General features: G+C 65.7%; 16 protein-coding genes. 2 read left to right on the top strand and 14 right to left on the bottom strand.

What is annotated here, in order from left to right:
* Positions 1-76: 76 nt before the first annotated feature.
* From der to AACH06_RS25970, 12 genes are all read right to left on the bottom strand, one after another.
* Complete coding sequence (gene der / locus AACH06_RS26025; protein ID WP_341428728.1) at positions 77-1,417, bottom strand: ribosome biogenesis GTPase Der; 1,341 nt, start codon at positions 1,415-1,417, stop codon at positions 77-79.
* 100 nt (positions 1,418-1,517) lie between these two features.
* A complete protein-coding gene (gene bamB / locus AACH06_RS26020; RefSeq protein WP_341428727.1) occupies positions 1,518-2,657 on the bottom strand; it encodes an outer membrane protein assembly factor BamB in 1,140 nt (379 codons plus the stop codon).
* On the bottom strand, positions 2,657-3,331 hold the full coding sequence (locus AACH06_RS26015) for a YfgM family protein (protein WP_341428726.1): 675 nt from the start codon (positions 3,329-3,331) through the stop codon (positions 2,657-2,659). Before AACH06_RS26015 ends, bamB begins: the two co-directional genes overlap by 1 nt.
* A gap of 81 nt (positions 3,332-3,412) precedes the next feature.
* Positions 3,413-4,735 (bottom strand): histidine--tRNA ligase, encoded by a 1,323-nt coding sequence (gene hisS / locus AACH06_RS26010; RefSeq protein ID WP_341428725.1) that lies wholly within the window; start codon positions 4,733-4,735, stop codon positions 3,413-3,415.
* A gap of 104 nt (positions 4,736-4,839) precedes the next feature.
* Positions 4,840-6,138, bottom strand: coding sequence for a flavodoxin-dependent (E)-4-hydroxy-3-methylbut-2-enyl-diphosphate synthase (gene ispG / locus AACH06_RS26005; RefSeq protein ID WP_341428724.1), 1,299 nt, complete (start codon positions 6,136-6,138; stop codon positions 4,840-4,842).
* Between the two features lie 11 nt (positions 6,139-6,149).
* Positions 6,150-7,112 (bottom strand): RodZ domain-containing protein, encoded by a 963-nt coding sequence (locus AACH06_RS26000; protein WP_341428723.1) that lies wholly within the window; start codon positions 7,110-7,112, stop codon positions 6,150-6,152.
* A gap of 49 nt (positions 7,113-7,161) precedes the next feature.
* Positions 7,162-7,962 carry a type IV pilus biogenesis/stability protein PilW gene (gene pilW / locus AACH06_RS25995; protein ID WP_341428787.1) on the bottom strand — a complete coding sequence of 267 codons (801 nt, stop codon included), beginning with the start codon at positions 7,960-7,962 and terminating at the stop codon, positions 7,162-7,164.
* A 74-nt stretch (positions 7,963-8,036) separates the two neighbouring features.
* Complete coding sequence (gene rlmN / locus AACH06_RS25990; protein WP_341428722.1) at positions 8,037-9,212, bottom strand: dual-specificity RNA methyltransferase RlmN; 1,176 nt, start codon at positions 9,210-9,212, stop codon at positions 8,037-8,039.
* 161 nt (positions 9,213-9,373) lie between these two features.
* Positions 9,374-9,799: a nucleoside-diphosphate kinase gene (gene ndk, locus AACH06_RS25985; RefSeq protein ID WP_341428721.1), complete on the bottom strand. Its 426-nt coding sequence runs from the start codon at positions 9,797-9,799 to the stop codon at positions 9,374-9,376.
* A gap of 316 nt (positions 9,800-10,115) precedes the next feature.
* Entirely contained in the window at positions 10,116-12,239 is a 2,124-nt protein-coding gene (locus tag AACH06_RS25980) for a pseudouridine synthase (protein WP_341428720.1), read from the bottom strand.
* Positions 12,236-13,207, bottom strand: coding sequence for an SMC-Scp complex subunit ScpB (gene scpB / locus AACH06_RS25975; RefSeq protein WP_341428719.1), 972 nt, complete (start codon positions 13,205-13,207; stop codon positions 12,236-12,238). Before scpB ends, AACH06_RS25980 begins: the two co-directional genes overlap by 4 nt.
* A gap of 339 nt (positions 13,208-13,546) precedes the next feature.
* Entirely contained in the window at positions 13,547-14,536 is a 990-nt protein-coding gene (locus tag AACH06_RS25970; RefSeq protein WP_341428718.1) for an RluA family pseudouridine synthase, read from the bottom strand.
* A gap of 81 nt (positions 14,537-14,617) precedes the next feature.
* On the opposite strand from AACH06_RS25970, the gene AACH06_RS25965 reads away from it, so the two are divergent.
* Positions 14,618-15,424 (top strand): outer membrane protein assembly factor BamD, encoded by an 807-nt coding sequence (locus AACH06_RS25965; protein WP_423222084.1) that lies wholly within the window; start codon positions 14,618-14,620, stop codon positions 15,422-15,424.
* 78 nt (positions 15,425-15,502) lie between these two features.
* Here the strand turns inward: AACH06_RS25965 and yoaA are convergent, their stop codons facing one another.
* Both yoaA and AACH06_RS25955 read right to left on the bottom strand, forming a co-directional pair.
* A complete protein-coding gene (yoaA, locus tag AACH06_RS25960) occupies positions 15,503-17,476 on the bottom strand; it encodes a DNA repair helicase YoaA (RefSeq protein ID WP_341428716.1) in 1,974 nt (657 codons plus the stop codon).
* Positions 17,477-17,639: 163 nt separating this feature from the next.
* Positions 17,640-17,861: a YdcH family protein gene (locus tag AACH06_RS25955; RefSeq protein ID WP_341428715.1), complete on the bottom strand. Its 222-nt coding sequence runs from the start codon at positions 17,859-17,861 to the stop codon at positions 17,640-17,642.
* Between the two features lie 26 nt (positions 17,862-17,887).
* On the opposite strand from AACH06_RS25955, the gene AACH06_RS25950 reads away from it, so the two are divergent.
* Positions 17,888-18,655 carry a PP2C family protein-serine/threonine phosphatase gene (locus AACH06_RS25950; protein WP_341428714.1) on the top strand — a complete coding sequence of 256 codons (768 nt, stop codon included), beginning with the start codon at positions 17,888-17,890 and terminating at the stop codon, positions 18,653-18,655.
* Positions 18,656-19,122: the final 467 nt, after the last annotated feature.

Below are 19,122 nucleotides of genomic sequence, written 5' to 3'. Positions count from 1 at the left end.
CCCCGGCCTTCGGCACTGTCTGCCGAATGGTTCCAGCTGCGAGAAGCAGCTCGGCGGGCCCAACGCCCGCCATGATTCAGTGTTCCGCGTCGGCGAAAGGGTTCCGCGAAAGTTTCATTTCTATGCGCATCGGCGTGCCGACGAGCTTGAAATGTTCCCGGAATCTCCCCTCGAGATACCGCTTATAAGAATCGGTCACGTGCTCCAGCGAATTGCCATGGATCACGATGATCGGCGGATTCATGCCCCCTTGGTGCGCATAGCGCAGCTTGGGTCGGAACGCCCCCGCCCGCTTGGGCGCCTGGTGCTCGACTGCCTCGTGCAACAGGCGGGTCAGCACGGGGGTCGGCAGCTTCTTGGTGGCCGAGGCATGGGCATCGGCGATGGCCTTCCACAGCGGACCGATGCCTTGCCGCTTCAGTGCCGAGATGTGAAGCAAGGGCGCAAACTTCAAGAACGCCAGCCGCTGCTCGATCGAACGCTCGAGCATTTGGCGCTGGTAGCTGTCGATCGCATCCCACTTGTTGATGGCGATCACGACCGCCCGGCCGGAATCAAGGATGTAGCCTGCGATGTGGGCGTCCTGGTCGCTGACACCCTGGGTCGCGTCCACCATCAGAACCACCACGTTGGCATCCGCGATCGCCTGCAGCGTCTTGACGACCGAAAACTTCTCGATCGCCTCGAAGACGCGCCCCTTGCGCCGCAAGCCGGCCGTGTCGATGAGTTCGAAGCGCTTGCCGTCCCGCTCGAACGGCACGTGGATCGCATCGCGCGTGGTACCGGGCATGTCAAACGCGATCAGCCGCTCTTCACCCAGCCAGGTGTTGATCAAGGTCGACTTGCCCACGTTCGGACGGCCCGCCACCGCCAGGCGGATCGGTGCGTTTTCGTCAGGCTCGGCCGCCTCAGCGTCCTCGTCCTCCGGGAAATCCACCAGCGCCGCCTCGAGGAGGCTGCGGATGCCTTGACCGTGGGCGGCCGACACGGGGTGCGGATCGCCCATGCCCAGTTCATGAAACTCGCCCAACAAGGGCGAATCGGCCATGCCCTCGGCCTTGTTCACCGCCAACAGCACGCGCTTGTTGGCTTGCCGCAGATAGCGCGCGATGTCGTGGTCCTGGCCCGCTAAACCGGTGCGTACGTCGGTGACGAAGATGACCACGTCCGCCTCGGCGACGGCCTGTCGGGTCTGGCGCGCCATCTCCTTGACGATACCGGTCGAGCTGTCCGGCTCGAAGCCGCCGGTGTCGATGACGATGAATTCGCGACTGCCCAGGCGCCCGTCGCCATAGTGGCGATCACGGGTCAGGCCGGCAAAGTCCGCCACGATCGCGTCGCGGCTCTTCGTCATGCGGTTGAAGAGCGTCGACTTGCCGACGTTGGGGCGCCCGACGAGGGCAATGACGGGTTTCATGAAGCTTCCACTTCGGTCAAGGCGTAGAACGCCGCGGCCGCGAGCGGCCCCACACCGGGGCTGCGCACGAGCGCGATCGCGAAGCGAGCGACTTCAGCCATCACTCGGGGCGAAACGCGAACACGCCGCCTGCTCGGGTGACGACCAGCAGGTTGTTGTCGGACAGCACCGGCGCAGCCACGACGCGAGAGCCGTCGGTGGGCAGGCGCAGCAGGGGTTTGCCGCTGTCTTGGGCCAGGAAATGCAACAGGCCTTCGTAGTCGCCGAACACCACCGTGGTGCCCATCGCGACCGGCGCACTCACGGCACGATTGAGCAACACTTCGCTCGTCCAGGCCTGTTCACCGCTGGCACGCTTGCGCGCGCTGATGCGATCACTGCCATCAGCGCTGAAGACGTACTCGTCATTGCCGCCGACGCCCTCGATGCCACCGCCGTTCTGCACCCACTTCAGGGTGCCCCGCTCGGCGTCGATGCAGCCCACGGCGTTCTGGAACGAGCGCATGCAGAACACGCTGCCAGCGCGAGAGGCCGGCCCCACCAGGTCAGCCAGTCGCTCGACCTCGTTGGTGCCACGCGGGGTGGTCAAAGCGGTGTCCCAGCGAACGGTGCCCTTGAGCGGATCCAGCCCCAACAGACGAGCGCCCTGCCCGACCAGCAGTGTGTCCTTGTACGACGTGAGCACACCGGCTTGGGACAAGGTCAAGGCGTCACCCGGCCGCTTGAGCGTCCACAGCCGGCGGCCGTCGAGCACGTCGAATGCATGCACGATGCGGTCGACACCGACGATGAACACCCGCTCACCGGCCACCAGGGGCGCAGTGACCACGGGCGATTCCAGCTTGGCGCGCCAGGTGACATTGCCGCCGTCCATGACGACCAGCTCGTTGCCACGGGTCACCACCGCCGCGTAGCGACCATCGCTGCCCACGCCCGCCGAAATCCGACCACCGGCGTCACCACGCCAGATTTCCCGGCCCGTCGCGGCCTCCAGCGCCACCACCGTGCCGTTGTCCGACGCCACATGGAAGCGGCCAGCACGAACCGTCGCGGACAGCGGGAACGTGACATCACTCAAGCGCGCATTCCAGACCTGCCGACCCGCAATCTGAGGCTCAAGCGGCTCCAGCTTGGCGGGCTTCGGTTTGTCCGCCGCGCAGCCGGCGAGCACGGCGGCCAACGCCATGCAGCATGCCGCGAAGAAGGGGCGGCGCTGGAAGCGGCCGAGAAAACCCGCCATCACTTGGCCACCCCGCTGGCCGCGGCATCGGCTTCGGGCGCAGCCGCCAGGCTGGCCAGCTTGGCCTCAACGATGCGGCGATAGTCCAGCTTCTCGTTCAAGCCCTTGTAGGCGGCCAAGTACGCCTTGACCGCGTCGTCCTTCTTGCCCTGGAGCAGAAGGATGTCGCCCCGACGGTCATCAGCCAACGCAGCAAACTCGGGCGACTTCACGCCATCGAGTTGCTTCAGCGCTTCGTCGTAGGCCTTCTTGTCCAGTTGCAGGGAGGCCAGCCGCAGGTGAGCCAACGACTTGTACTCGTCGTCCGTCCCTTGATCGGCCACCCAGTTCAGGCTGGCCAGGGCATCGTCGGCCTTGGATTTGTCGGCCTGCAGCTTGGCGGCTTGGAGCCCGGCCTGCTGGGCATAGGCGGTGCGGGGATAGCGTTCCTTCAGGTCATTGAAGACCCGACCAGCCTGGTCGACATCGCCGGCCTGGAGGGCCTTGTCGAACTCGTCGTACATGACCGCGGCCTTGCCGCCCTGATTGCGCTGCCAGGCATCCCAGCCGTTGATGGCGGCGAAAGCGCCAAGGACCAACACCAGCCCCCAAGTGATCAGGTTGCCGTATTGGTTCCAGAACGCCTTCAGCTCATCGAGCTGTTCCTGTTCCTGCAGGTCGAGATTGCTTGCCATGAACCGATCAAACCAAAGGGCCCGTTCGTTTCGAACGGGCGTGTGAATCACAAGCCCACGGGGCGTGGGCGAAAGCCGGGATTATGCGTCCCGCGACGAGCAGGTCAGCGTCGACGCCCACTCGGGCACTGCATCCAGTGGCCGCTCCACCTGCGCGACGGACGCATCGCGAAGGGCTTTGACGCTGACGGTGCCGCGTGCCAGCTCGTCACCACCGAAGACGAGCGCATACCGCGCGCCACTGGTGTCAGCCTTCTTGAACTGTGCCTTGAAGTTGCCACCGCCTGCATGCATCTGCACCGACACACCCTCGGCGCGCAAAGCTTCGATGGCCCGCATCGCCTTCGGCAAGCCTGCGGCATCCGGTATGACGGCATAGGCATCCGGAGCGCCATTCGGCACTGGCAGGCCGAGCTCCTGGATCAGCAACAGCAAACGTTCGATCCCCAGGCCGAAGCCCACGGCAGGTGCGCTCTTGCCGCCCAGCTGGGCGATGAGACCGTCGTAACGCCCCCCACCGCAGACCGTGCCCTGCGACCCCAAATGGTCGGTGACCCACTCAAACACAGTGAGGTTGTAGTAGTCCATGCCCCGCACCAGCCGGGGATTCACGCGGTACTCGAGGCCGGCCGCGTCGAGGATGGCCCGCACGGCGTTGAAGTGGGCCAGCGTCTCCTCGCCAAGAAAATCCATCAGCTTTGGCGCGGCTTCGACCAGCGGCTGCATCGCCGGGTTCTTGGTGTCGAGGATGCGAAGCGGGTTGCTGTGCAGCCGTCGCTTCGCGTCGTCGTCCAGCAAGGCGGAGTTGGCCTCGAAGTAGGCGACCAAGGCGGACCGGTGAGCAGCGCGCTCAGAAGGCTGCCCGAGGCTGTTCAGCTCCAGGCGAACATGCTGGCCCTCGACGAGGCCGAGCTCTTTCCACAGGCGGCGCACCATCAGGATGATTTCCGCATCGACATCGGGGCCGGCAAAACCCAAGGCCTCGACGTCAAGCTGGTGGAACTGGCGGTAGCGCCCTTTCTGCGGACGCTCGTGGCGAAACATCGCCCCCATCGTCCAGAGGCGCAACGGCCCGTTGTAGAGCGCGTTGTGCTCCACCATCGCACGGACGATGCCGGCTGTGGCCTCCGGCCGCAGCGTCAGTTGGTCGCCGTTCATCGAATCGGTGAAGGAGTACATCTCCTTCTCGACGATATCGGTCACCTCACCCAGTCCGCGTACGAACAGCGCGGTGGGTTCGACGATGGGCGTCAGGATGTATTGGTAGCCATAGCGAGCCAGCACCGATCGCACAGTGGACTCGAACCAGTGCCAGAGCGCTGAATCGGGCAGCTTGTCCTTGCGCGGGACGCTGCCCGGCAAGATGTCGTTCATGCCTTTGATGGCTTGGAGAACCTTGGTCATGTTGGGTTCGCAGGGAATCGCCGACACATGGATGGATCGGCAAATGACAGGCAGGCGCGGGCAGTCCGCACCCAGCGGCATCGGTCAGGGACGTTCGGCCAGCGTCAATGCGCGGCCGTCACCGTGCCGTAACGGCGCTCGATGTATTGCTCGACGATGGTTTGGAACTCGCGCGCGATGCCCTCGCCGCGCAAGGTCATGGCCTTCTCGCCGTCGATGAACACAGGTGCAGCGGGTGCCTCGCCGGTGCCGGGCAAGCTGATGCCGATGTCGGCATGCTTGCTTTCGCCCGGGCCGTTCACGATGCACCCCATCACCGCCACCTTCATCTTCTCCACCCCCGGGTAACGCGCACGCCAGACCGGCATTTGCGCGCGCAGGAAGTCGTCGATCTGCTTGGCCAGTTCCTGGAAGGTGGTGCTGGTCGTGCGACCGCAACCCGGGCAGGCGGTGACGCTCGGATTGAAGCTGCGTAGACCCAGCGACTGCAAGATCTCCAACGCGACGACCACCTCTTGGGTGCGCGCCTCGCCCGGCTGTGGGGTGAGCGACACGCGGATCGTGTCGCCAATGCCCTGCTGCAGCAGCACCGACAAGGCGACCGCTGATGCCACGGTGCCCTTGGTGCCCATGCCGGCTTCGGTCAGGCCCAGGTGCAGCGCGTAATCGCAGCGCTGCGCCAAAGCCTGGTAGACGGAAACGAGATCCTGGACCCCGCTGACCTTGCAACTGATGATGATCTGGTTCGGATCGAGGCCGACATCGCGCGCTGCTGTCGCGGATTGCAGCGCCGACTGCACCAGCGCCTGGTACATCACCTGCTTCGCGTCCCAGGGCTCAACCCGTCGGGCGTTGTCGTCCATCAGCGCCGCCAGCAGTTCCTGGTCCAGCGAGCCCCAGTTCACGCCGATGCGTATCGCCTTGTCATAACGGCATGCTGCTTCAACCATCTGGGCGAACTGCCTGTCACGCTTCTCGCCCTTGCCCACGTTGCCGGGATTGATGCGGTACTTGGACAAGGCCTCGGCACAAGCCGGATGCTCGGTCAAAAGACGGTGACCGTTGTAGTGGAAGTCGCCGACCAGTGGCACGTCGATGCCCATGCGGTCGAGCTGATCGCGGATGTGAGGCACGGCCGCCGCCGCTTCCGGCGTATTGACTGTGATGCGAACCATTTCAGAACCGGCGATGGCCAGCTCCTTGACCTGGATCGCCGTCTCGATCACATCGACGGTGTCGGTGTTGGTCATCGACTGCACCCGCACAGGGGCATCCCCGCCCACCGTGACGATGCGGCTGCCCCAGGTGACGCGGGCCTGACGCGAACGGCGTGCCGCGGGTGCTGCCGCCTCGATCGGCGACTCGTCGTTCTGAAACTGGGAAGAATCCGGCAGGGCAGTCATGCGGTCGAAAGCTATTTGAGTTCGAACTTGGCGACGTTGTCGCGGTGGAGCGCACCCAGGTCGACCGGACGCCCACGGAAGGTCACATCGGTACCGGCCGCATTCCCGATCTTGACACGCAGTGGCAAAGCCCCATCCAGGCCCACGGTTTCACCGACCGCCAATGTGCGAGACAGCAACACTTGGGAGCGTCCGTCCACCACCTCGACCCATGAAGCCGCCCGTGCCTGCAGCCTCAGCACGCCGCTGCCGGCCGCCGCCGAGGCCGCAGGCGAGGTCTGAAGTGCCCCAGAGGAAGGCGCGGCCAGACCCGTTGGTGCGGCCTGCGCCACGGACAGGGGGCTGGAAGCCGCGGGGCGCGGCATCGCAGCAGGCATCGGAAGCGCCGAAGGCGCCGACGCGGCAACGCCGGTGCCGTGCGCGAGGTTCGGAATGCCGGTGGAAGGCGCGGTCACCGAGGCGCCGTTCTGATCGGCCGTCGAGGTCGCGGCGACGGATGACGCCGCCACCTCAGCGGATGCCATAGGCGCACTGACATGGACGGGCGCATCCCCGGCCGGCATTGCTGACGACGACGAGTCGCGCCACCCCTGCCAGCGCCAATCGGCCGGCCAGAACAGGAAAGCCAGCGCACCAAGCAGAAGCAGAGCGACCACCACCACGACCGTCCGGCTGGCGATGGGAAGATCCGGGGCGTCACGCCGGGCGCCCTTTTCGCGGAACGGCGTGTTGAGACCACGCTCCAGCTGGCTGAGCGCCCCGTTGTCTAATTCAGGCAGCTTGTCCAGCACGGGAGCCGGGTCGATCTTCAACGCGCGGCATGCGGCCTGAGCCAAGGCCCGCACGAAGGTCGCCCCTTGAAACTCCTCGAGTCGATCGTCCTCCAGCGCCTCCAGCTTGCGTGGCGGCACCTTCAGCATCGTCGCCAGCGCCGCCACGTGCAAGCCCTGCGCTTGGCGAGCAGCTCGGAGCATCGCCCCGGCGCTCGGGGCTGAGGTGGGGGGCGGCGTCGAGTCGCCGGACTCACTCATCGAATCGACCCTTTTCGTACCGCAGGGCTTCAGAAGACTGGGGAAAACGGTTGGAGAGCTGGGTCCCGAGGTTCTTGACCTGGGCGTCCTGGCCCAACTTGTTCTCGATTCGAACGGCCAGCCACAAAGTCTGCGCGCTGACGAACTGCTCGACGGCATTGACCCGCCGCACGTAGAAGCGCGCTCGCTCGAAATCGCCTCGCCGGTACAGCACTTCGGCCAGGTTCAAGGCCGTGGTCGGGTTGGCGGGATCCAGTTCGTACGACTTTTGCAGCGAGCGCTCGGCCTGCTCCAACTGGTTGTTGCGCGCCTGGCAGGCCCCCATGGCCATGTAGGTGCGAACGGCTTCGCGATAGTTCGGGGTGGCCAAAGCCGCATTGAATTGGGCTTCCGCGTCTGCATAGCGACGATTCTGGCAAAGGAACCAGCCGAAGTTGTGCATGGTGTCGGCGTCACGCGGATTCAACTGCAGCGCGCGACGAAAGCTCTCCTCCGCCAACGCGGGTTCTCCCATGCTGGCGTAGATCAATCCGCGCAGGTTGTAAGCATCGGCAAAATCCGGCTGCGCCTGGAGTGCGAGCTTGACTTCGTCCAGCGCCGTGTTCCATTGGCCGCGCCCGAAATAGGCAACGGCGAGCTCCATTCGAACTCGGGCACGTCGCTCAACGTCGGTCGTGTCCGACTCGGTCTGAACCTCACCCGGCGTCTTGGCAACCGACGCACCGGCACCAGCGCCTGTGGTGGTACATCCTGACAGCAGCCCCAACGCGGCCAGGAGGCCCAGGCTGGCCATCAACCAAGGGGCGCGGTTCTGTCCGCAGTGCTTGAACGTCAACGCAGTGTCTCCTTCGGCGATGGATCGGATCTTCAACGGGACTTCGGCAGCGGATCCGGTGGGGCTGCCACCACCCGCACCGGCAGGCGCTTCATGCGCTCAGCGGCCCGGGTGCGGTCTTGTACCTCACCGGCCAGTTGGCCGCAGGCGGCATCGATGTCGTCGCCGCGCGTCTTGCGGATCGTCGTCACCACGCCAGCGTCCTGCAGCACCTTGGCAAAGGCTTGAACCCGGTTGCGCGGCGAGCGCAACAGGCCAGATTCCGGGAAAGGGTTGAACGGGATGAGGTTCAGTTTGCAAGGGACCCGATCCGCGCCGCCTTCGCCTCGACCATCGATCAGCGCCAAGAGCTCCCTCGCTTGGTCGTCGCTGTCGTTGACGCCGTCAAGCATGCAGTACTCGAAGGTGATGAAGTCGCGCGGAGCAGCTTCGAGGTAACGGCGGCAAGCGGCCATCAACTCGACGAGCGGATACTTTTTGTTGAGCGGAACGAGGTCGTTGCGCAAGGAATCGATGGGCGCATGCAGCGAAACCGCCAGCGCCACAGGGCAGTCTTCGCGCAGGCGATCCATCATCGGCACGACGCCGGAGGTCGAGACCGTGACCCGGCGGCGCGACAGTCCATAGCCGTGATCGTCCAGCATCACTTTGAGGGCCGGCACCAGCGCGCTGTAGTTCTGCAGCGGCTCTCCCATGCCCATCATGACGACGTTCGTGATGGCACGCTCGCCTGGAGCCAGCTTCAGGCGCTGGCGCAGGTGGTGTTCGGCGTACCAGAGCTGGGCCAGGATCTCGCCCGTCGTGAGGTTGCGAGAAAAGCCTTGGTGCCCGGTAGAGCAGAAACGACAACCGACCGCGCAGCCGGCCTGCGAAGACACGCAAAGGGTGCCCCGATCGTCTTCGGGAATGAAAACCGACTCGACGGCGTTTCCGCCCCCGACGTCAAACAACCACTTTATAGTGCCATCCGCCGAGGCCTGCTCGGTCGCCACGGGCAGCGGGCGAATTTCGGCGACGCCTGCAAGCTTGTCGCGCAACGACTTGGCAAGATCCGACATGGCACCGAAATCGGCGGCGCCCTTTTGATGGATCCAGCGGAACAGCTGGGTGGCACGAAACCGCTTCTCACCCAGGCCTTCACAGTACGCCGCGAGACCATCGAGGTCGAAATCGAGCAGATTGACTGCCGGCTGGTCAGACCCCGTCAATGGATCGGCGCCCCCCTTGGAAGCGTCGGGCGCTCGGTTGTCTTGGGCCCCTCGGCTGGCTGAAGCGCCAGCCGATCCCCCGGGGGGAATCGGACCGGCTTGGGAGCGGCCCGGCGCTCGGTCCGTGGGGCTCATGGCTCGACAACTACCAGGCGCTGGAATCAGCGCGCGTGGATGTTCATGCCGGGGAAGAAGAACGCCACTTCAACGGCGGCGGTTTCTGCGGCGTCTGAGCCGTGCACGGCGTTGGCGTCGATCGAATCGGCGAAATCGGCGCGGATGGTGCCCTTCTCGGCCTTCTTCGGGTCCGTTGCGCCCATCAGGTCGCGGTTCTTCAGGATCGCGCCCTCGCCTTCGAGCACTTGCACCATCACGGGACCGGAGATCATGAAGTTGACCAGGTCGTTGAAGAACGGACGGGCCTTGTGCACAGCGTAGAAGGCTTCGGCTTCAGCGCGCGACAGGTGCATCATGCGGGCGGCGATGACCTTGAGGCCGGCGCCTTCGAACCGGGCGTAGATCTGGCCGATGACGTTCTTGGCAACGGCGTCGGGCTTGATGATCGAGAGAGTGCGTTCGATGGCCATGATGAGATCTTCCTTGAGTTGAGTCTGGAGCCTGCGGCAGCCACGATCGAACACCGATCGCGGCCCTGCGCGGCCGGCTTCTTGCGTGAGCAAAGCCCTTAATTCTAGCCTTGCCGCCCGAGGGCGCGGCTGGGCGACAACAGGCTGTTGCCGCTAGTGCGGTGGTTGACACCAGGCGAAACGCAAGAAAACCGATGGATCCGGGCGTCTGGGCAGGCGCAAACCGCAGCTATACCGGCCGGTGTCGCGAGGATTTGCAACGACGCCGAGCGGCCCAACGCTCGATTTGATGTTCCGCACTGCAGCGAACAATGCACTAGCGTCGGCCGCCGCGCCGCCCGCCCTTGTTGCCTTGCACCTTGCGGATGAAGGTATCGGCACCGATGTAGCCGACGGAGGTCTGCATTGGATCCGGTTCGCGCTGCGCCCCACCGCCGCCACCGCGGTTGCCTTTGCCTCCGCTCTTGCCAGCGAGGCCTCGCTGTGGCTGAACGAAACGCTTGTCGTAGGTCTGCTGCAACGGATTGGGAATCGGGCCGTTCTCGTAATCCTCTTCGCGGCGCGGTGAACGCTCGCGCTGGATGGCCCGGCGGTCGAAGGTCTGCTGCAGCGGATTCGGGATGCGAGACGGATCGCCCGGCTCACGCAGTTCGCCTGGCAAACGGTCGCTATCGACCCGGTCGCGTCGCGGCATCGGCGGCTTCTTCTTGCCCTGCTGCGGGCGATCATTGCGGTCACCACGGTCGTTGCGATCACCTCGATCACCACGGTCCGTGCGGTCGGCCTGGCGCGCCTCGGGCCGCATCTCGCCACCGCGCTTGCCGCCCGAGCGACCGCCGTCACGTCGCTCACCGTCGCGCCGATCGCCGCGGTCGCCACGAGAGTCCTGTCGACCTTCGTGGCGGCCGCCATCGGTCAACTGGCGCAGCGCACGAAGATCGCCCTCGTCCAGATCGACGCACACTCCCCGCTTCAGCCCACGCGGCAGCACGATGCAGCCGTACCGAATACGGATCAGGCGACTGACGGTCAAGCCCACGGCGTCAAACAGCTTGCGCACCTCGCGGTTGCGGCCCTCGGTGATGACAACGCGGTACCAATGGTTGACGCCTTCGCCACCACCGTCTTCGATCGACTTGAACGCGGCCTGCTGCCCCTCGATTTCGACGCCGGCGATCAGCCTTTCTTTGGCTTCCTTTTCCAGCGTGCCGAGCACTCGCACCGCGTATTCGCGCTCGATGCCGAAACGCGGGTGCATCAGCTTGTTGGCCAGATCGCCGGAATTGGTGAACAGCAGCAAACCTTCGGTGTTGATGTCCAGTCGACCCACCGACTGCCACTTGCCCTGTGCCAGGCGCGGCAGTTTTCGAAACACCGTCGGGCGCTGCTGCGGGTCGTCGTGGGACACCACCTCGCCCACCGGCTTGTGGTAGGCGATGACTCGAGCCGGCGGCGGGGCGATGCGAACACGCACCGGCTTGCCATCCAGCGTCACCCGGTCACCGAATGAAATCCGCATGCCGGTGTGGGCCGTCTCGCCGTTCACGGCCACCCGACCATCGATGATGGCCTGCTCCATGTCGCGCCGCGAGCCGATACCGGACTGCGCCAGAACCTTGTGCAGCTTGGGTGCATCCGGATCAGGCAGCAGGACCCGCTTGTCCGAGCCCTCCTCGACCTGTGCGGCCTCGGCCGGCTGGGAACCAGCCTCCAACGCCGGCGCATCCTCCGAGCCCGCTTCAGCGACTGCAGGCACCGCTTCGGCAGCTTCTGCCGCTGCGGACTCGTCACCCGTGTCGAATTCGCCAGCGATGACGGCGGCGAACAATTCGCCAGCGTCGACCGAAGGCACTGCGGGCACTGCCACCGGAGGACGTGCTGCGCCGGGCTGCTCGTCGCGATCCCCGCGTTCAGCCCCCCGCTCGCCGCCCCGACGACGACGGCGATTGCGGCTGCGCTCGCGCCGCGATTCGCCCTCGTCACCCGCCCCACCCGCTTCGGCAGCCGGCGCCGCCTCGGGAGAACCGTCAGCGCCCCCTGTGGCTTCGTGAGCAGGCGCCCGCTCGACGCGATCACTCACCGATGAAGAGGCCGGCGCAGGCGCCAGCGGCAGTTCAGGCTGGACGGACACGGCCACCGTCGGCGACGCTGGTGCATCGGATGCCGCGACCGCGTCATCGCCGGCGGGCTTCTTCGCCCGAGGCGAGCGCGGCTTGCGCGCGGGCTTGTCCACGGCGAACAGCGACTCGGCCGACGGCGCCTCGGGCGGCGTGCCCACACCCTGCTCGGCCGTGACGGCAGCCTCCCCGGCCTCCGCAGCAGGCTTTCGCGCGCGGCTTCGACGCTTGGGCGCCTCCGGCGCCCCGCCGTCGACAGCGGCATCGGGTGCCGGCGCCGAATCGGCGGGCAACGACGGGTCGGACTTGGAATCGGTATTCATGCTTGGGGCGCGTTCGTGGGGGTGTCAGGAAAAGAGGCCGGGTCTTCACCGGCCGAGGGGGATTCATCAACGGCGGCCGATGTGGGCACCGGCGCCTCACCTTCAGAGGCGGGCGTCGGCGACGCGGCATTCGCCGGTCGATCTTCATCGGCGAATGCCTCGGGGGAGGCATCGGGCGAGGCAGGGGGCTCCGACTCAGCTGCCGGCTCCGCGACGTCAACGACTGGCTCGGAGGAACTGCCGGGCTCGACCACCGCCGCATCGGCGTCGACCGAGGCCTCGATGTCGCCCGTGGCATCCGGGAGCAAAGTGCCCGCTTCATCCACCGGCAGATCGTTTCGCTCCACCGAGGACGGCCCGGTCACATCGGATGCGGGCGCTTCCAGCGGCAACTCGCCTTGGTCGCTCAACAGGTCAACCTGCTCCGCCGCCAAAGCTCGCAATGCCTCGGCGCCGGGCGGCCCATCGAGCAGCGGCAATCGATCCAGGCTCTCGAGACCCAGATCGTCGAGAAACTGTCGTGTGGTCGCATACAGCGCCGGGCGCCCCGGAGCATCCCGGTGACCGATGGCTTCGATCCAATTGCGGTCTTCGAGCTGCTTGATGATCTGGCTGGAAACCACCACGCCCCGGATGTCTTCGATGTCTCCGCGCGTCACCGGCTGACGGTAGGCGATGATCGCCAGCGTCTCGAGCACCGCCCTCGAATAACGAGGGGGCTTTTCGGGATTGAGACGATCCAGGTACTCGCGCATCTCGGGTCGGCTTTGAAAACGCCACCCCGTGGCCAAGGCGATCAGCTCCACGCCACGGCCCGTCCAATCGCGGCCCAACTCGTCGAGCAGCGATCTCAAGGTGTCAGATCCCAGTTGGTCTGCGAACAGCGCACGCATGTCGCGCAGCGGCATGGGCTGGCTCGCGCAGATCAGCGCGGTTTCAAGCACGCGCTTGGCGTCCTGGGTATTCATCGATCAGATATCGACAGGGGTCGCAGGCTGCAGTCTGGCAGCGGTTGTCTTCAACAAGCCCGTTGGCGGCGGCAATTGCCGGGCGCAGGCGTGGCCAGCGCGGGCGATCGCACGGACGGCGTGACGGTGCGGTTCGTTGGCGATGGTCGGCGGCGGCGCCACGGTTCGTCTGGTTCAGACGACGGCAACACCGGCCCGACTCCATGAGCTCGACGGGCGCCCCGCAGGACGGCATGAGCCGGTGCGGCAAAGTTTGGCGGATCCCTCTGGATCTGTCGGCTTGGAGCGGCATTGTAGACCCGTGCAGCCCCCAAAAAACGTCAGGTGTCGCCCGAAATGTCAAGTCCGCGCCACATCGAACCAAGCTTGAGCGAAATCTTCGGGTGGCGGCGCCCTGAAACTCAAGGGTTGCCGGGAGATTGGATGCGCCAGCTCCAGTTCGGCAGCATGCAGGGCTTGACGACGCATCCCCAGCGCCGGCTTGCCGCCATAGACCGCGTCGGCCACGAGAGGATGACCGCGCGATGCGAGGTGAACCCGGATTTGATGGGTGCGCCCCGTGTGCAACTCGCACTTCACGGCACTGACGCCCTCGCGAAATGCCAGAGGAAACACATCCGTGCGGGCGGGTTTGCCGGCGGATGTCACCGCCATGCGGATGCGCGTGACGGCATCGCGCCCCACCGGCGCATCGACCGTGAACGGCGCAGAGCCCACGTCCCCGTGGGCTAGCGCGAGATAGCGACGCTTGATGTCACGCGCCGCCAAATCGCGGATGAGGGCAGTCACAGCCTCCAGACTGCGGCCCACCACCATGAGCCCGGAAGTGTCCTTGTCCAGGCGATGAACGATGCCGGCGCGGGGCAGCCGTGCAGCCTGTGGGTCATGCGCCAGCAAGCCGTTGAGCAAGGTGCCCGACCAATTGCCAGCAGCAGGATGCACCACCAGGCCAGCGGGCTTGTGAATCACCAGCAGGTGCGGGTCTTCGTGAACGATGTTCAGCAACATCGCCTGGGGGGTGAAGGCGCGGGCCTCCGCAGGCGGCACCAGCGTGATGGACAGCTGCTGGCCGGCCTTGACCTTGCGTGAGGCCACCGCGGCGGTCGCACCGTCCAGTTTCACCTCGCCAGCAGCCAGCAGCGATTGCAAATGGCTCCGCGAGAACTCAGGCACCAGGCCGGCCAGCACCTTGTCAAGACGCTGCCCGTGCCTGTCGGCGTCCAGCCGCCACTCGCGGGTCTCCGGCCCGGCATCAACCTCGATATCGCCCACGGACGGCTCGCTGCCCTCGGCCACGGCCGTGCCCCGAGGCACTGAAAGGGCCCCCATATAATCCTTTTCGTTGCTTGGCAAAGACCACCAGCGCTGCGAGCTCCATCGCCGCGCGCGCCCCCACCGATGATCCAAGACTTGTTCCGCCGGCCGCTGGCTCGTGCCGCGATGATTTCCCTGGTTGTGATGACGGCGGGCTGCAGCTCGTTCTTCAGCAAGGACGACGGAGACATCCAGGGTACGGCGGAGAAATTGTATGCAGACGCCAAGGAAGACATGGCGGCGGGCGGCTGGCTGAACGCCATCAAGTTGCTCGAACGCGTCGAAGGGCGCGCCGGCGGTACGCTGCTGGCGCAGCAAGCGCAGCTCGATTTGGCCTACGCCAATTGGAAGGCTGGCGAGAAAGCGACCGCCCTGTCGGTGCTGGATCGGTTCATCAAGCTCAACCCTTCCAGCCCGGGGCTGGACTATGCGCTTTACCTTCGCGGGTTGGTGAACTTCAACGACAACATCGGTTTTCTGGCCGCCTTGTCGAACCAGAAGCTCTCCGAGCGTGATCAGCAGGCCGCGCGCGACGCCTACCAATCCTTCAAGCAATTGGTCGAGCAGTTCCCCGAGTCCAGGTACACGCCTGACGCCAAGCTGCGGATGGACTTCACCGTCAACGCGCTGGCTGACTACGAGGTCCATGTGGCGCGCTACTACCTGCGACGCGGGGCCTACGTGGCCGCCGCCAACCGCGCCCAGCAGGCGATCACCACCTACCCACAGACGCCAGCGATCGAAGAAGCCCTCTACATCATGGGCCGCTCGTACGAGAAGCTCGGCTTGGCCGAACTGCGAGACGACGCAGACCGGGTGTTGAAGCTCAATTTCCCCAAGAGCCGATTCCTGGCCGACGGCAAGGTGCGCGGCGATGACAGGGCGTGGTGGCAACTCTGGTGAACGGCGATTCGGCTGATTCGCCTCACCTATCAACGGCCCTGCGGGGCCGTTTTTCATGGCCGCTGCGGGGCGGTGACCTCATCGCAAAGAGCGCAGGAAGGCCAGCGCTTCTTCGCCACTTTCCAGCGGCTGCATCGGCGGCAGTGCCCGAAGCAGACGCGCGCCATAGCGTGCCTGGCGCAGGCGCGTGTCGCATATCACCAGCAATCCGCGATCGGATTCCGTCCGGATGAGGCGACCGGCGCCCTGCTTCAGCGAAATGGCAGCTTCGGCCACAAAGTAGTCGTTGAAGGCGTCGCGTCCCTGCTCTTTCAACTGACGCACCCGCGCCTCCACCAAAGGATCGTTCGGCGGCGGGAAGGGCAGCTTGTCGATCAGCACGCACTGCAACGCCTCACCCGGCACATCGATGCCTTCCCAGAAGCTGTGGGATCCGACCAGCACGCTGCCGCCCTGCTGGAAGCGTGACAACAGCGACCGCTTGGCGGCAGTGCCCTGCACCAACACCTGCAGCGACTGGCCCAGGTCGGACAGCTCCTTCGTGAGCGCTTCGGCAACCACCTTCATGGCCCGCAGGGTGGTGGTCAGCACGAAGGTGCGACCCCCGAGCGCCGCCGCGCAGTGCGCCGCCGCGCGTCCGACCATGGTGTTGTGGGCCGCCTCGTTGGGCGCCGGAAACCGGGGCGGCACGTACACGCGCGCATGCTGCTCGTAGTCGAACGGGCTGCCCACACGCAGGTGCTCGGCATCTTCGAGCCCGGCGGCTTCGCAGAACCAGCTCAGCTCGTCATCGTCTCCGAGGGTCGCCGAGGTGAAGACCCATGAACGGGTCGCCGCGTCGCGCTGCTGCGTCATCATGCTGCGGATGTCGAGCGGCGACTCCACCAAGCGCGCCTGATGGGGCGTGAGGTCGACCCAGCGCACCTGGTCAGCCGGGCTGGGCTTCTGAAACCGGGCCGCCTGGGCTACCAGCTCTTTGGCCCGCTGCTGCAACCGGGTGAAATCCGGTGCCGTTTCGACCACCCCTTGCACCGCGTCTCCCGCGGCCGTCAACGCCGAACACAGGCGATCCAAAGGCTCATCGAGCACGTCGTCGCGGGCCGCCTCGTCCCAGCGCCGCTTCACCAGGGCCCTCACGTCGGGCAGATCGCCAGCCGCCGCCAGCCTCAGGTCGCGAGCGGCCTTCTCGCAGGCGCCGGCCACCTCCGCCCACGGCATCAGCCCGCGAGCGTGCTGCAGCCCGGCCGCGAGCAGATCACGAGAGAAATCGAGCACCTGCCCGGTACCCAGCGTCTGGCCCAGGAATTGGATCCCTGCTTCGACCATCTGGTGCGCTTCGTCGAACACCGCCACGTCCACCGTCGGCAGCAACTCCGCGACGCCACTGTCGCGCAATGCAAGATCCGCGAAGAACAGGTGATGGTTGATCACCACAATGTCGGCCGCCATCGCCTCGCGGCGAGCTTTCATCACGTGGCACGCGTGGTACTCGGGACACTCGCTGCCCAGACAGTTCTCGCGCGTCGAGGTGACGATCGGAATGACATCGGAACGCTCGTCCAGGCCTTCGAGCTCGCCGATGTCGCCGGTGGCCGTGGCCTGAGCCCAGGTTTCGATGCGGGCCAAAGCGCGCACCGCCATTCGGTCTGGAAGGACGGCCCCCTCCCGGGCCTGCTGCAACCGGTGTCGGCACAGATAGCTGCCCCGCCCCTTCAACAGGGCCACGGTCGCCGGCAGCCCCAAAGCCTCGCGCAATCGCGGCAGATCGCGGAAGTACAACTGGTCCTGCAGATTCTTGGTCGCCGTGCTGACCAGGGTGCGTTTGCCCGACAGCAGGACGGGAACAAGGTAAGCAAAGGTTTTGCCGACACCCGTACCAGCCTCGACGACGAGCGCACGACGCCCATCGATCGCTCCGGCCACCGCCTCGGCCATTTGCAACTGGGCGTCACGCGGCGAATAGCTGCCATCTGCCCGGCCTAGAGGCCCGTCGGAGGCAAAGCTCTGCGCCACGGCGAGGCGAAGCCCACCGCTCGGGTGCGAATCGGTCATCTAGTGCAGTGTTTGATGTTGGGCGGAACTCAAGAAAACCGATGGATTTGGTCGTCGGGCGAGGCGCAAACCACAGCGATGCCCGGTGGCATCGCGAGGATTTGCAACGACGCCAGGCGGCCAAAGGCACGGTTTGATGTTCCGCATGGCGTCGAACACTGCACTAGGCAGGCTCGGGCGGCTCCAGCCGCGCCTCCAGCTGGGCAATCAGGTCTCTGAGCAGCAGCCGACGCTTCTTCAGCCGGCGCAAGGTCAGCTCATCTCCCCCACCCTGGGCGTCGACCTGGTCGATCAGGTTATCGAGGTCGGCGTGCTCTATCCGCAATTCGATGAGCCGGCGTTGCGGGGAATGCAGGTTATCAGGGGGTTCCAGGGCGTCGGTCACAGCGGCCGCAGTTTATATTGCCGGTCATGATGACTCCCTCCCAAGGATTCCGCCTTTCCGCCGCAACCGGCCTGCACAAGGGCGACCGTGCCTACCAGCAGGACCAGGTGGAAGTGCTCCCACACGGTCGCGTGCCCGGATGCGCCCTGGCGCTGGTGGCCGATGGCATGGGCGGCAAGAGCGGCGGGCGCACGGCCGCCGATCAGGTGGTGATGATCGCGAGGCAGGTTTTCGAGCGCTTTGCGCCGAACACCGACGACCCCGCCACCATGCTGCGTCAACTGGTGGTCGAGGCCCACTTGATGATCAAGCTGACGGCGATCACCGCCGACGAAGAGCCCCACAGCACCTTGGCCGCCTACCTGGTGCTGCCCGATCTGAGTGCTTGGACGGTGCACGCCGGCGACTCCCGCGTCTACCACTTTCGCGGCTCCGAGTTGGTTCGGCGAACGATTGACCATTCGTATGTGCAACGCCTCATCGACGAAGGCAAGATCACCGAAGCCCAGGCCAACACGCACCCGCAGTCGAACCTGCTGACCGGTTGCCTGGGCACCCAGCAAGATCCCCCCGTCGAGGTGACGCAGATCGAGCGCCTGGAAATCGGTGACACCCTGCTGGCCTGCTCGGACGGTCTCTGGCACTACCTGAGCCAGAAAGAGCTGGGGGCCATCGTGAATGCCTTGAACCCGCGTGAAGCCAGCGAGATGCTGATCAGCAAGGCTCGGCAGCGGGCGCGTGGCACCGGCGACAACCTTTCGCTGGCGATGATCCGGGTCGAAGCACTGAAGTAGCCAGAACTAGCCAGGCGCCGCAACCCAGGCGGCCTGTGGCTCAAGGGGCCAGATGTCGGGCTTGGGAAAGCCCATGAGCGTTGGGCCCCAGCGCGCACTGCGCTGTGCGCGCTCCGTCCCCCCAGAAGCGGTCACCGGGTTAGGGAGTGGGACACGTCCGCTTTGTGCACGGCAGGGCGTCCTTAGAGAGAGGGTCTGTGAATGGTCATGGGCCCTCTACCCTGATACGCATTCCCAACGGGAGATTCGCATGTTCACTGTGAAAGCCTTGCCCTTGTTCGCATTGGTGGCCGTTTCAACCTGGGCCCATGCGGCCGCGGACTTCACGACCATCCGGCGCACCGCCATCGTAAGCAGCCAGGGAACACATGTTGATCTGACAGCGCCCTGGTAGTGAACATCTGTCCGCTTAGAAGGAGTCGGACACGTGAACACTTATGGGGTCGATCTGATGGGCCGGCGGCGTC

It is taken from the genome of Ideonella lacteola, from assembly GCF_038066555.1.
GTDB lineage: Bacteria > Pseudomonadota > Gammaproteobacteria > Burkholderiales > Burkholderiaceae_C > Ideonella > Ideonella lacteola.
The sequence above is the reverse complement of the archived record's forward strand: the minus strand, read 5'-3'. Positions and strand labels throughout refer to the sequence as shown.